At 64.8% G+C, this 13,225-nt stretch carries 14 protein-coding genes; 3 read left to right on the top strand and 11 right to left on the bottom strand.

Annotation, left to right across the window (positions count from 1 at the left end):
• The first annotated feature begins 122 nt into the window (after nt 1-122).
• Nucleotides 123-1,010 carry a potassium channel family protein gene (locus Q0877_RS16780; RefSeq protein ID WP_299169973.1) on the top strand — a complete coding sequence of 296 codons (888 nt, stop codon included), beginning with the start codon at nt 123-125 and terminating at the stop codon, nt 1,008-1,010.
• A gap of 65 nt (nt 1,011-1,075) precedes the next feature.
• On the opposite strand, the gene Q0877_RS16775 is transcribed toward Q0877_RS16780, so the two are convergent.
• The 11 genes from Q0877_RS16775 to Q0877_RS16725 form a co-directional block, all read right to left on the bottom strand.
• Nucleotides 1,076-2,443 carry a hypothetical protein gene (locus Q0877_RS16775; protein ID WP_299169972.1) on the bottom strand — a complete coding sequence of 456 codons (1,368 nt, stop codon included), beginning with the start codon at nt 2,441-2,443 and terminating at the stop codon, nt 1,076-1,078.
• A gap of 1 nt (nt 2,444) precedes the next feature.
• Nucleotides 2,445-2,951 carry an RNA polymerase sigma factor gene (locus tag Q0877_RS16770; RefSeq protein WP_299169971.1) on the bottom strand — a complete coding sequence of 169 codons (507 nt, stop codon included), beginning with the start codon at nt 2,949-2,951 and terminating at the stop codon, nt 2,445-2,447.
• Between the two features lie 88 nt (nt 2,952-3,039).
• Complete coding sequence (gene xerD, locus Q0877_RS16765; protein WP_299169970.1) at nt 3,040-4,026, bottom strand: site-specific tyrosine recombinase XerD; 987 nt, start codon at nt 4,024-4,026, stop codon at nt 3,040-3,042.
• Nucleotides 4,027-4,029: 3 nt separating this feature from the next.
• Complete coding sequence (locus tag Q0877_RS16760; RefSeq protein ID WP_299169969.1) at nt 4,030-4,713, bottom strand: NUDIX hydrolase; 684 nt, start codon at nt 4,711-4,713, stop codon at nt 4,030-4,032.
• 2 nt (nt 4,714-4,715) lie between these two features.
• The gene (locus Q0877_RS16755; protein ID WP_299169967.1) at nt 4,716-6,419 is read right to left on the bottom strand and encodes a CTP synthase; all 1,704 of its coding nucleotides are present in this window, start codon (nt 6,417-6,419) and stop codon (nt 4,716-4,718) included.
• Nucleotides 6,416-8,137: a DNA repair protein RecN gene (recN, locus tag Q0877_RS16750; protein ID WP_299169965.1), complete on the bottom strand. Its 1,722-nt coding sequence runs from the start codon at nt 8,135-8,137 to the stop codon at nt 6,416-6,418. Before recN ends, Q0877_RS16755 begins: the two co-directional genes overlap by 4 nt.
• Nucleotides 8,134-9,060, bottom strand: a complete 927-nt coding sequence (locus Q0877_RS16745) for an NAD kinase (RefSeq protein WP_299169963.1) — start codon at nt 9,058-9,060, stop codon at nt 8,134-8,136. Before Q0877_RS16745 ends, recN begins: the two co-directional genes overlap by 4 nt.
• A 30-nt stretch (nt 9,061-9,090) precedes the next feature.
• Nucleotides 9,091-9,921, bottom strand: coding sequence for a TlyA family RNA methyltransferase (locus Q0877_RS16740; protein WP_299169961.1), 831 nt, complete (start codon nt 9,919-9,921; stop codon nt 9,091-9,093).
• A 2-nt stretch (nt 9,922-9,923) separates the two neighbouring features.
• Nucleotides 9,924-10,139, bottom strand: a complete 216-nt coding sequence (locus tag Q0877_RS16735) for a hypothetical protein (protein ID WP_299169960.1) — start codon at nt 10,137-10,139, stop codon at nt 9,924-9,926.
• Between the two features lie 9 nt (nt 10,140-10,148).
• Entirely contained in the window at nt 10,149-11,159 is a 1,011-nt protein-coding gene (locus Q0877_RS16730) for an HAD-IIA family hydrolase (protein ID WP_299169959.1), read from the bottom strand.
• On the bottom strand, nt 11,152-11,934 hold the full coding sequence (locus tag Q0877_RS16725; protein WP_299169957.1) for a hypothetical protein: 783 nt from the start codon (nt 11,932-11,934) through the stop codon (nt 11,152-11,154). The genes Q0877_RS16730 and Q0877_RS16725 overlap by 8 nt, the downstream gene beginning before the upstream one ends.
• Nucleotides 11,935-11,940: 6 nt before the next feature.
• On the opposite strand from Q0877_RS16725, the gene Q0877_RS16720 reads away from it, so the two are divergent.
• Entirely contained in the window at nt 11,941-12,204 is a 264-nt protein-coding gene (locus Q0877_RS16720; RefSeq protein ID WP_299169955.1) for a hypothetical protein, read from the top strand.
• Nucleotides 12,205-12,318: 114 nt separating this feature from the next.
• Nucleotides 12,319-12,984 (top strand): hypothetical protein, encoded by a 666-nt coding sequence (locus tag Q0877_RS16715; protein WP_299169953.1) that lies wholly within the window; start codon nt 12,319-12,321, stop codon nt 12,982-12,984.
• The last annotated feature ends 241 nt before the right edge of the window (nt 12,985-13,225 follow it).

Here is a 13,225-nt window from a genome sequence, read left to right as displayed (position 1 = left end):
CACGCCGGCGTCAACGCCGGCCTACTAACTACGATTTCCAACTAAAAATCTCTCCACCAAACCCGGGGCTTGACAAAGCGGTTAGACTGCTGCGATCCGATGACCCTCAAGCAGTCAGGAGAATGCACGTGCTGTGGCTACTGTCTGCCCTCGGCGCCCTGGTTATCCTGATAGGACTCATCGAGGTGTTTCATACACTTCTCCATCCCAGCGGACGGGGACGTTTGAGCCGCCTCTGCGTCATCGCGGTGTGGAAAACAATGCGTCTTCTGGGTGACAGGGGCGCATCCCTGGCGGGACCGCTGGCAATGGTGGCTGTCATTCTCTTCTGGGCTGCCATGCAGTGGATCGGGTGGGCGCTCGTGTTCTACCCCCACGTTCCGGAGGGGTTCAGCTACTCCCCCGGCATCGATCCCTCGCTCTACAACAACACGGCGGAATCCCTTTATATCTCCGCCGTAACGCTTACGACTCTCGGGTACGGTGACGTGATCGCCACCGATCCCCTCATTCGGTTTCTGTCTCCGCTTGAGGCGCTTACCGGTTTTGCGCTGTTGACCGCGGCGGTTTCCTGGTTCATGCAGATCTACCCGGCGCTTGGCCGACGGCGTGCGGTGGCAGTTCGGCTGGCTCTTCTGCAACACGCCGACTACGCAGCGAAACTTCAGGATCTGGATCCTTCAACGGTGACGAATACTCTGGAGGCCCTCATTGCTGATCTCGCGCAGGTGCGGGTGGATCTGACACAGACAGCGGAGTCCTACTATTTCTGGGAGTCGAACGAAGAGCTGTCGCTTCCCGCTCTGCTGTCCTACGCCGTCGATCTCTCTGAGAGTGCACAACGCTCGAGGGAGCTGACGATCCGAGTTTCCGGCGGCCTTTTGGAAGACGCACTGCTATCACTGGGCGACTTTCTGCGCGAAGAGTTTCTTCACGACGGAGACACAACCGAAAACGTTTTTCGTGAGTATGCCAGCGACCACCGGTATCCGTACCGCGAAGGATCCTGACGCGGCAACGCCCCGCTTCCTGACCCGGAAGGATCGTAGAAGCAGGGCGTCAGCGGTCCGGCGAGTTAGTCTGTGACGGTGATGGAGTCGGCGATTGCTGCCAGCTGAGCGAACTCTTCGGACGCCGCGTAGGCTTCCGCTTCAGCCATCGAGTTGAACTCGAGCGCACTTCCCCGTTCGTACGGTGAGAGCGTGAAGGTCGTGGTCAGTGCCAACAGGCCCGTCTCCGGTCCACTGATCACGTTGTACAGCATGCACGACTCCCCGGACGAAGGCTGATCTGCAGCGATCAGCGATGGAGCGGCCAGGAGGGGATCACCCTCGAAGACCCGAAGAGTGAAGCGGGCGGCAACCTCGGCGCCGCCGGGAACAGTAACTGAGACAGGTACCGAAGCGAGCTCCTGCCACGGCACCGGGTCCTGGGAGCAAACGCCGCCGAGGCCGCTCGCGCTCGAGTGCTGAAGATTGGCAACCTTTGTACCCTCTGCGTTCACCAGGTCCACACCCTGTGAGGCAGGCACTACCTCCCAGTCGCTCCGCGTATCAAAAACAACACCGAGCTCCGTCAGCGGATGAGTCTGTAACGGCTCCGACCCTGACGGGCCATCCCCCACCAGTTCCGGCCGCAACTCCACAGGAATTCCAACATCGATGAACTGCTGGTCCATCATCTCCTGGGATGTACGTCCATCCACGACGGGCAGGAATTCCCACTTGGTGAGTGTGCTGTGACCGGCTGTTTCAACCAACCACTGCCCATCGACGCGGCGGGCCACGTAGTACCACGCATTGCCGCCGTCCTGCGGATTGGCTTCGAAGCCGGCGTCAGTGATCTCCATGGCCATCCAGTCATCCGTGCAACCGACAACCTGGTAGTGGCTTGGGTCAGCCGCGAAAGGCGTCAGGCTCATGAAGTCACTGCCCTGTTCCACGACCCGGTCGACGTCCTGGACCCTGCACCCCTCGTCCGCCGGAGGACCTGTCGGTACCCCGCTCGGCTCGGCACTCGGCTCCGCGGTGGGTTCCGGTGACGGTGAGGGGTCAGCGGTTGCTTCCCCGGTAGGTTCAACCGACGGCGTGGGATCCGTAGTCGCCGCCGGCAGCGGCGCGTCGGCTCCCAACGAGCCACCGACGACGACGGCGCCCGCCACGACTGCGGCGGCAGCGGCACCCGCAAGGATTACTGCCGTCCTGCGGCGGCGCCGCAGGGGAACCACAACGGGCCGGTCGTCGCTGAATGCGTCGCCAGCATCGCTTCCGTCGCTGGTGCCCCCGGCGTGATTGCTGTCACTGGATTCTGTGTTCATGGTGGGTCCGTACTCCTGGTGGCCGTCTTCGGCCGGGAAGGTAATGATTTCGGTTTGTGAATCGGCGGATTCCCGTTCGGCGCGCACGGGGTCCAGTCCCCGGATCAGGTTCTCTATGCGGTCCATCTCAGGCTCCTTCTTCTGCCATCAGGGCGGCAGGCATCATCTGTGCAAAGGCGGCGCGGGCCCGATGCAGTCGAACCTTCGCTGCGGAGGGGCTACAACCAAGCACCTCACTGATTTCCGTGGTGGACAGGTCGTCCCAGTAGGCCAGAAGCAGGATCTCCCGTTCCTTTTCCCGGAGTCGTAGCAGCGAGTCGGCGACTGCCTGCTGCTGGGCACCGTGACCGGCGCGGGCGGCTATGACCACCGAGTCCCGTACGCGCTGCATCAGGTGCTCCGCCCGTTCCCGGCGGCGGTACTCATTTCCGATTACGTTGCGTGCGACCGTGAGCAGCCATGCCGGGGTGACGTCGGCGGCATCCGGGTTCCGCTGCCACGCAATCCGGAACACATCATTGGTCAACTCCTCTGATGCTTCCCGGCTGCTCACACGGCGGTGGATGAAGGAAAACACGCGGTTGCGATGTTCCTTGTGTAGCGCCGCAAACACGTCATCGTATCGCTGCAACACTGTCCCCCCTGGTGTATGTGTCCTGTCCATACCCCTCTTGTTTCCGGCATGGTGGAAGGAGTTACAAGCACCCTCAATTTACTGCGGATTAGAGGGCGCGTGGGTGCGCTGCGACATAGATTTCGCGCAGTGTGTCAGCTGTGACGAGGGTATACACCTGAGTGGTGGTGACCGAGGCATGTCCCAGAAGTTCCTGAACAACGCGAACGTCTGCCCCGCCCTGCAGCAGGTGCGTGGCGAAGGAATGCCGGAGAGTATGGGGGGATACTTCCCCTGCCACCTTGGCACGCTCTGCCGCGGCTTTCAGGATTGTCCACGCGCTCTGCCTGCTCAAACGGCCGCCGCGCAGGTTGAGGAACAGCGCGGGAGCGCCGCTCTTTGCGGTGGCGTTGGCGGCCAAGGCAGGACGGGCGCGCACCAGATAGGCCTCGATCGCCCGGGCAGCGTAGGAGCCGAGCGGAACCAGTCTCTCCTTGGAGCCCTTGCCGAACAGGCGGACGACGGCGGGACCATCAAGGGCGGCATCCACCGATACGTCATCGACGTCCAGACCCACGGCCTCGCTGATACGGGCTCCGGTTGAGTACAGGAATTCCAGCAGCGCACGGTCCCGCAGTCCCCCAGGGGTGGAGGTATCGACGGCTTCGAGGATTCGGGTGACATCCTCCACTGAGATTGCTTTCGGGAGCCGCTGCCCGGCGGTCGGCGGATGCACGTCTTCGGCGGGGTCCGCCGTCGTCGTTCCTTCCAGAGCGAGGAAACGGTGGAGACCGCGGACGGCGACGACGGTCCGGGCTGCGGAACGGGGGCTCAGCGGAGCCTGGCCGTCCTCACCTGTGGCGAGACCCTGAGCGAACGCGGAAACCAGCTGCCGGGTCACGCTTTCCATCGAATCGATACCTTGGGCAGCAAGGAACCGGTGATACCGCAACAGGTCCCGGCGATAAGCCGACAGGGTGTTCGCAGAAAGGCCCCGCTCCACCAGCATGTGCTGGAGGTACTCACTGATGAGCCGGCCGGGCCCGGAGCCCTGGAGCTCATCCGGTTGCGCGGTAGCCTGCCTGCCCTCGGCCATGGGTCAGTCCTGTAGGACAGGGCCCTGGGGCCACGTTCCGTGCTGGCTGTGGTGCTCGGGCCACGGGGCATCCGCAGGACGGAGGGACCGGTACCCGGATACCTTGGCCGCCGCTGCGGCGAGCACGGCTGCGGCCGCGGACGGGCTGTGGATCCGGCCCTCAAGCACCGCCTGGACCGCGTCAGGCAACGGTACCCACGCGAGTTCGATCTCCGCTTCCTCATGAGTGCGGGTATGCCGCTCGTCGTGGGGTATGTCTTCAATTCCCTGTGCGAGATAGATGCGCAGGGCTTCGCTCGAGGAGCCCGGCGAAAGGAACAGGTCCGACAGCACATGCCAGCTACTCGCGGTGACATCCGCTTCCTCGGCGAGTTCGCGCGCGGCGGCGACAGCAAAGTCCTCACCCTCGACGTCGAGGAGACCGGCAGGAATCTCCCACAGATCCATCCTGACGGGGTGGCGGTACTGGCGAAGCAGCAGGACCCGCTCATCATCATCCATGGCGAGGATGGCAACGGCGCCGGGGTGCTGGATGTACTCGCGCGTGATGGGTTCGCCGTCGTCGTCAAGACGGAAAGTCTCGCTGACCACGTCCCAGATCTTGCCGGAAAAGGCGGTGGTGGAGTTCAGCAACCGGCGTGGGCTCTGTCGGTCCGCGATCCCGGGTTCTTTCGGATCCGTTCCCACAGTCAGGCCTTGACGCCCCGGCGTGAGAGGGCAGCCTTGACCAGCCCCGCGAACAGCGGATGCGGGCGGGTGGGGCGCGAGCTCAACTCGGGATGGGCCTGCGTGGAGACGTAGTACGGGTGGGCCGAAGCAGGCAGTTCCACAAACTCGACCAGCTTGCCGTCGGTGGTGGTACCGGAGACGACCAGACCGGCTGCCTCCAACTTCTCGCGGTACTCGTTATTCACTTCGTAGCGGTGGCGGTGGCGCTCGCTCACGTCGGTCCGGCCGTAGGTCTTAGCGATCACCGACCCCTCCTTCAGCGAGGCATCCCACAGGCCGAGCCGCATGGTGCCGCCCATGTCCCCCTCACCGGCAACGATCTCAAGCTGCTCGGCCATCGTGGCGATGACCGGGAAGTCGGTGTCGGGCTCAAACTCAGTGGATGAAGCACCCTTCAGACCAACAACGTTGCGGGCGTACTCGATCACCATGCACTGCAGGCCGAGGCAAAGGCCCAGTGTGGGCACCTTGTTCTCACGGGCGTACCGGAGGGCGCCGAGCTTGCCCTCAAGTCCCCGGATCCCGAAGCCACCGGGCACGCAGATTGCATCGGCACCCTCCAGCGCCTTCGCTGCACCCTCGGGAGTGGCGCAATCATCCGAGGGAACCCAGCGAATCTGGACCTTGGCCTTGTTGGCGAAGCCGCCGGCGCGCAGCGCTTCGGTCACTGACAGGTAGGCGTCGGGCAGGTCGATGTACTTGCCGACCAGCGCAATTTCCACATGGTGCTTCGGGTGGTGAACGGCGTCCAGGAGCTTGTTCCACTTGGTCCAGTTGACGTCCTTGAACTTCAGGTCGAGGGCCTGGACGATGTACGCGTCGAGTCCCTGGGCGTGAAGCGTTTTGGGGATGTCGTAAATGCTCGGCGCATCCGCGGCGTTGATCACTGCATCGATATCGACATCGCACATGCGGCCGATCTTCTCGCGCATGGCATCCGGCACCTCGCGATCGGAACGGATGACGATGGCGTCCGGCTGGATGCCGATTGAGCGCAGCATCGCAACTGAATGCTGGGTGGGCTTTGTCTTCAGCTCCTGCGAGGGGCCGATGTAAGGCACAAGCGACACATGGACGAAGAACACGTTGTTGCGGCCGATATCCTGGCGCACCTGGCGCGCTGACTCAAGGAACGGCTGGGACTCGATGTCACCGACCGTGCCGCCGATCTCCGTGATGATGACGTCGGGTGCCTTGCGTGACCCGGTGGGTTCTGCGGGCAGGCGCATGCGGCGCTTGATCTCGTCGGTGATGTGCGGAATGACCTGCACCGTGTCACCCAGGTATTCGCCGCGGCGTTCCTTGGCGATGACCTCGGAGTACACCTGACCGGTGGTGACGTTGGCTGAGCCGTCAAGGCTCTCATCGAGGAATCGCTCATAGTGGCCGATATCGAGGTCCGTTTCCGCGCCGTCGTCGGTCACAAAGACCTCGCCGTGCTGGAACGGATTCATGGTGCCGGGATCTACGTTCAGATACGGATCCAGCTTCTGCATGGTGACGGACAAACCGCGCGCCCTCAGCAAGTGCCCGAGGCTGGAAGCCGTCAGTCCCTTACCGAGAGAAGACGCCACACCCCCGGTGACGAAGATGTGCTTGGTAGTCTTTGCGGACTTCTGGAACCGGGAGATTGTTTGCTGCACCACGGAGTTCGACCCTATCACCTGGCGGCTGTCCGCGCTGCATCAAGGAGGAGTTCCTCGGCGTGTGCCTGGGCACTGGCCGACTCCTCCTGCCCTGCCAGCATGCGCGCAAGTTCCCGCACGCGCTCCGCTTCGGGAAGAACCTCGACATCGCTGGCAGTGAAACCGCCGTCGGCTGCGCGGCTCTTCGTCACGCGGATATGGTGCGACGCGAAAGCGGCCACCTGCGGCAGGTGGGTGACCACCACCACCTGGACGTGCTGGGCCAACATGGCAAGCCGGCGCCCGATTTCGACGGCGGCCTTGCCGCCGACTCCCGCGTCCACCTCATCGAAGATGAAGGTCGGTACGGGGTCCACAGCGGCGAGAACCACCTCAATCGCCAGCATTACCCGCGAGAGCTCACCGCCCGAGGCGCCCTTGCCCAGCGGACGCGGGGCCGACCCGGCGTGGGGCTGCAGCAAGAAGGAGACCTCGTCGGCTCCGAGCGCACCTGGTGTGCCGCCGGAGGTCACGTCAATGATGAGCTTCGCATCAGGCATGGCGAGGGCGGTGAGCTCCTCGCTGACCCGTACGGCAAGGTCATTGGCGGCCGCCCGGCGCAGCCCGCTCAGCACCTCCGCCTCCGCGGTGAGGCCGTTTTCCAGCACGCCGGCTTCACGTTGAAACTCCTCGATCCGGTCGGAGTCGCCGCTGATCTCGTCGAGCCGGTCCCTGCTGGTGACTGCCCAGTCGAGCACCTCGCTGATGGACGGAGCGTACTTGCGGATCAGGATGTTGAGCTCTGCCCGCCGCGCTTCGACCTCGGCCAGCCGCTCAGGCCCTTCCGAGTCAAGAGATGCCGCGTAGCCGGCCAGCTCCGTGGAGATGTCGGCCAGAATGTAACCGACTTCGGCGAGCCGCTCCGCCAGTGACCCCAGCTCAGCGTCATGCGCTCCGACCGCTTCCAGCTGACGCTTCGCCGCATCGACGAGAGTGGTGGCGTCACCTGTTTCCGGGAACTCCCCCGACACCAGGGCCTGATGCGCGGCGGCGGCCGCGGTGCGAAGCTCCTCGACGTTGCCGAGCTTCATGGCTTCCGCCTTCAACGCCTCGTCCTCATTCGGCTGCGGGTCAACCGCGTCGATCTCCTCAAGTGCTGCCTGAAGCGACTCCGCCTCCCGCAGCCGGTCGCGCTCCGCGCTCCGCAGCGCTTCGAGGCTCGCGCTCACCTCGCGCCAGCGCCGGTACGTCGTCTGGTAGGCAGAAAGGGCCGCAGCGAGCTCGGTGCCCCCGAACTTGTCCAGCGCCTCGCGTTGTGCCGCAGCGCTGCGCAGCCGGAGCTGGTCCGACTGGCCATGGACCACCACCAGCTTCTCCCCCACCTCGGCGAGGACGCCGGCGGGAGCTGATCTTCCGCCAACGTAGGCGCGGCTGCGTCCGTCGCTGTTGACTGTGCGGGCGAGAATCAGCCCTGCCCCGCCGTCGTCGTCTGTTTCCAGCTCGCCTCCCGCCTCCACCGCACGCTGCGCGGCAGCGCCCTCCGGATTCACGCGAAGCACCGCTTCAGCGGAGGCGTTCTTCGCGCCAAGGCGCACAGAACCGGCGTCTGACCGCGCGCCCATCAGCAGGTTCAGCGCAGACAGGACCATCGTCTTGCCCGCGCCGGTTTCCCCGGTGACAACGCTGAAGCCGGCACCCAGGGAGAGCGTCGCGTCGGCAATCACTCCGAGGTCGCGGATCCGGATCTCCTCGATCATCGTGCGGGCTCGCCGTCGTGGGTAACCGGCCCGCGCCAGCCCTGGGTGGGCAGTTCGAACTTGCGAACGAGCCGCTCGGAGAAGGGCGTCTGGTGAGTGCGTGCAAGACGTACCGGAATGTCCGACCGGGTGGCCTCAACGCGCGCTCCGGGCGGCAGGTCGACCGTCCGACGTCCGTCGCACCAGAGCACACCGGAGGCGTCCGTGCGGGTGAGGAGTTCCACCGCAAGCAGCGATTTAGGCGCCACAACGAGCGGCTTGGCGAAGAGTGCGTGCGCGCTGATCGGCGCAACGAGGAGCGCCTCGACTTCCGGCCAGACAACCGGGCCGCCGGAGGAGAAAGCGTATGCGGTGGAGCCGGTGGGCGTAGCCAGCACGACGCCGTCACAGCCGAAGGAACTGACGGGGCGTCCGTCGACTTCCAGGACCACCTCGATCATGCGTTCGCGGTTGGCTTTCTCGATTGCGGCCTCGTTGAGTGCCCAGGTCTGGGCGGCCAGCTGGTCACCGCGCCAGACCTGCACGTCAATGGTCATGCGCTCCTCAACGGTGTAGTCCCTGTCCACGACCCAGCGGACCGCTTCGGCGAGGTCAGCACGTTCGCTTTCTGCGAGGAAGCCGACATGGCCGAGATTCACGCCAAGCAGCGGAACGTCCGTGCCGCGGACCAGTTCAGCTGCGCGCAGGATGGTTCCGTCGCCGCCGAGCACCATACCGAGTTCGATGTCGCTGAGCCCGACATCCGCCCCAAGCGTTTCGGTTGGCGCAGCGAGCGTGCCGTATTCAGCCTGGATGTCACGAAGTTCCTCGGCACGCATGACCGGCATCAATCCGGCCGCATGCAGCCGGGTACAGGCCTCCTGGGCAGCCGCCATTGCATCGTGGCGGCCGGTGTGGGCGAGTACCAGTATGCGTCTAGTCATCACGCTCCGTTGTATCAGGTGGGGACGGCCTCAAGCATTGCCGCTGGTGCCAAACGCAGCACTGGCCTGCACGATTCCGTGAGCCAGTTGCGCTGCGTCTCTATCGATCCTAGGCACCATCGTGCCGGGCGGCACCTTCATCCACAGGAAGAACTCGACATTACCGTTCTGACCCGGAAGTGGGCTACGTGCGATGCCTTCCACGTGGAGGCCCACTTTCAATGCAGAACACACCACGCCGACGACGGCGCCGCGCCACTGCTCCTCGTCCGTCACCACCCCGGTCCGGCTGAGTGCGCTCCTGCCCACCTCGAACTGCGGTTTGACCATCAGGACCAAATCTCCGCCGCTTCGCGTCGCCTGCGCGAGCGGTTGCATCACGAGGGTCAACGAAATGAAGGAAAGGTCCGCGACGGTGAGATCCACCTGGCCGCCGATCTGTTCTGAATCCAGGAACCGGACGTTGAGCCCCTCGTGCACATGGACGCGTGGGTGATTCCGCAGCTGATCGACCAGCTGGCCGTGACCGACATCCACCGCCACCACTTCGGCCGCCCCGCGGCGAAGCAGCACGTCGGTGAAGCCGCCGGTGGACGCACCCGCATCGAGACACCGTTTGCCTTCAACCTCAACGTCGGCAAAAACCCCGAGTGCGCCGTCGAGCTTGTGCCCTGCTCGGCTCAGGTAGTCAGGACTGCCGCCGCCAGCGACGAACAGTTCGTCGTCGTCAGCGATTGTTGCGGAGGCTTTGGTCAGCACGGTCCCGGCGCGCAGCACGCGTCCTGCCGCGATCAGTTGCGCTGCATGGGATCGGGAGCGCGCCAGTCCGCGTGCCACAAGCGCCTGGTCAAGCCGGCCCACGCTCAGTCATGCTCCGTGTTGAGTTCGGCAAGCAGTTCGTCGTGAAGCCGTTCATATGCGGTGTGCTGGTCCGGTTCGGACAGCTCCGGCACGGCAATGAGTGTCTGCATCACATCGTCGACGGCGGCATCGCCCGTAGGCGCAACCGCTGGAAAGCCGGATGGCTTCGCGTCCGGCGACGCGCCTTGCCCGGAGGGAAACGGTTCAGGGGATCCCACGGTGACTCCTCAAATCTGCGTGTCCTCGTCGGAGAACCTCAGCGGCGGCAGCGTTGCAGTGTCCTGCTGGGGACATGCTGCCCACCACGCGGCGCATCCTGCACGCCAGGCGTCGAGATCCTCGCGCCCACCGCCCATTATGACGACGCCGCCCTCCACCGTTGCGGACGACTCTCCACAGGTGAAGACTCCGTCCTCGTTTGTGACGTCAGGGTAGGAGCGGTGCAGCTGATCGAGATCGGCGAACAGATAGGTGGGTCGTTGGTCCGTGACGGCAGCCAACGCGTTCGCTGCTGTGTCCACTCCCGTGAGTACAAGCGCCGTTGCCATGCCTGCACGGTTCCCGCCGAGAATGTCAGTGTCGAGCCGGTCCCCGACCACAAGCGCCTTATCGACGCCTAGGTGGGTCGACGCCGTCGTAAAGAGCTGCGCTTCAGGCTTGCCGGCGACCATTGGGGTTTTGCCTGTGGCTGCGCTGACCGCGGCCACGAGAGTACCGTTTCCGGGCGCGATCCCGCGGGCCTGCGGAATGGACATGTCGGTGTTGGTGGCAACCCAGACGGCACCGCCGGCAACCGCAAAGGCGGCCTCGGCGAGGTCCTTCCACCCAAGTGAAGGTTCGAAGCCCTGAATCACCGCATCGGGAAGGGGATCGGCAGTGGTAACCGGAACGAGCCCCTGCTCGGCAACATGCTGGGCAAGGACCGCGCTGCCTGTGACAAGCACCGTTGCACCCCGCGCCACCTGCGTCGCCAACAGCTCGGCGCCCGCGAGGGCCGAACCGAAGACCTGCTCAGCAGTGGCGGGAGCACCCAACTCGCGAAGGTGTGCTGCCACCTCTGCGGAGGAGCGAGAGGCATTGTTGGTGATGTAGGCCAGGGCGACACCGAGGTCTCCAAGCTTCTCCAGCGCTTCAGTGGCGCCGGGGATGGCCGAGGGCCCAGCGTAGACAACTCCATCGAGGTCAGCCAGCACAGCACCGTAGTGGCGCGCCAGAGCTGTCCCTTCAGCCTCACTCACCGTCACGCTGCTCCTTACCGTTTACGGTCTCCCCGCTGCCCGATGCATGCTCTGTGCTCGTTGCGTGCTCTGTAGCCGATGCATCCTCGTCCGCACCCTCCACGTCGGAAGACACCGAACTTTCAGACTCAGAGCCTGGAGTGCCTTCATCCTCGGGCGCTGAACTGACACTCTGAACGGTTCCTCTTGCTGCCGAGTAGTCCAGATCGGCACCCTCATCATCACCAACGAGGTCGATGATGTCGGGGTCCTCGAAAGCGCCGACGCCAAGAGCGTTTTCCGCAAGCTCCGCCTGACGGTGCCACGACGCGGCTTCTTCCTTCCGGCCGACCGCCGCGAGAGCGTCCCCATAGGCACGGAACAGACGCGGGCTGTAGCTGAAGGCGCGATTCTTGGTCAATTGCGGGATTTCGAGCGCGGCAACGGCGGCGTCGAGCTGGCCGAGATCAGCCCGCGCACCGGATACGACCATGGCCAATTCAACTTTGCCTGCTGCGTCAAGAGAGGACACGTCTTCGGACCGGGCAAGATCGAGAGCACGGTCCGGGCGGCCCAGCCCCCGTTCGCAATCGGCCATCACCGGAAGGTGGACGTTCGATCCGTTGATACGGCGGTAGGTGCGGAATTCCCGCAGCGCTTCCCCGTAGTGGCCGGCCGCGTAGGCGGTAAGTCCCACGGCTTCACGGACAACGGCGAGACGTCCGCCGCGCCGGCTCGCCGCGAGGGCGTGCTGGAACGCGAGCTCGGGTTCGTCGTCGATCAGGCGCCCAGCCATAACGAGGTGCTTCGCTACCCAGAGAGCACTGCGCTCCTCCAGATTGCGGATCTCAGCCCGCGTTACTTTGTCCAGCTCGCTGCCGGTGACATCCTCATCGATTTCCGGCGAACGTTCACGGTCAGGCCGGTTCGCGCTGCGGAGATCCCGTGCGTTGTGCGGGCGTTCAAACGGGGCGTCTTCCGGTCCTGTTTCGCGAGGGGAACGCTCACGACGACGCCCGCGCTCGGCTTCCCGCCGGTCCCCGCCGCGAGGGGCATCACCGTATGAACGCCCCGGCCGACGGTCGTCGCCGAAGTTGCGGTCCTGGGAGCGGTCATCGCGGCGCCCAAATCCGTCGCGGCGCGGTGAACCTCCGGCGTCGCGTGATCCTGCGCCCCTTGAATGGCCGGCGCTTCCGCTTTCGCGGTACGAACGGCGTTCGGTGCCGGCCTCGCGCGGCCGGTTTTCACCATTGGCCGGGCGGTCCCAGCGCCGTCCGGACTCGCCTGCGTTCGGTCGCTCCTGGCTCCGTCCGGTGCGGCGCTGCCCGTCCCTGTCCTGCCAGCTGCTACGGCTCCCGGCATCGCCGCCGCTGCCAGCGCCGCCGAAGTCTTTGCGGGGACCGCGGTCGTTGCGGTCATCACGTCCGCGCGGACCACCCTCACGGGAGAAACCGCCACCCTCACGACGCGGACCACCCTCACGGGAGAAACCGCCACCCTCACGACGCGGACCACCCTCACGAGAGAAACCGCCACCCTCACGACGCGGACCACCCTCACGAGAGAAACCGCCACCCTCACGACGCGGACCACCCTCACGGGAAAAACCGCCACCCTCACGGGCTGGTCGACCGGAACCGCGTTCGGAGCGATCCTGGTAGCGAGGACGATCGCCCGATTCAGGGGTACGACGGCCGCCGCTGCGCTCTGCGCTGTTACCGGCGCCACGCGGTGCATCACCACGCTTGTTTTCGTTGCGCTTATTGTCGTCGCGACGGTTCTCTCCGCGGTCGCGGAAGGGTTCCCGATCAGCCATGGCAGCACAATTCCTCTCGTCATGAGCTGACCTGACTGGGTGCCGGACGCTCTCACTGTTAATCTGTGTCGAAATTACGGATCTTCGGCCTACGACCCTCCCATTGTAGAGAAAGCGCCAGGCCAGCGTCCGAGCCGCGAAATGCGAGCCGTTAAATGACTGAGGCTCCGACATTATTGTCGGAGCCTCAGTGCTTGAGTGTTGTCCGGCGGTGTCCTACTCTCCCACACTCTCTCGGGTGCAGTACCATCGGCGCTGTGGGTCTTAGCTT

This window comes from uncultured Arthrobacter sp., from assembly GCF_947495145.1.
GTDB lineage: Bacteria > Actinomycetota > Actinomycetes > Actinomycetales > Micrococcaceae > Arthrobacter_D.
This window is presented reverse-complemented; position numbering and strand designations above follow the sequence as displayed.

Bases quoted from the DNA above. Each gene is read 5' to 3' on its own strand.
- Q0877_RS16725 (WP_299169957.1), bottom strand. From the start codon at position 11,934: ATGGCTGGGCGCCTGATCGACGACGAACCCGAGCTCGCGTTCCAGCAC.
- Q0877_RS16775 (WP_299169972.1), bottom strand. From the start codon at position 2,443: ATGGACCGCATAGAGAACCTGATCCGGGGACTGGACCCCGTGCGCGCC.
- Q0877_RS16780 (WP_299169973.1), top strand. From the start codon at position 123: ATGCACGTGCTGTGGCTACTGTCTGCCCTCGGCGCCCTGGTTATCCTG.
- Q0877_RS16715 (WP_299169953.1), top strand. From the start codon at position 12,319: ATGGCCGGCGCTTCCGCTTTCGCGGTACGAACGGCGTTCGGTGCCGGC.
- Q0877_RS16745 (WP_299169963.1), bottom strand. From the start codon at position 9,060: ATGACTAGACGCATACTGGTACTCGCCCACACCGGCCGCCACGATGCA.
- xerD (WP_299169970.1), bottom strand. From the start codon at position 4,026: ATGGCCGAGGGCAGGCAGGCTACCGCGCAACCGGATGAGCTCCAGGGC.
- recN (WP_299169965.1), bottom strand. From the start codon at position 8,137: ATGATCGAGGAGATCCGGATCCGCGACCTCGGAGTGATTGCCGACGCG.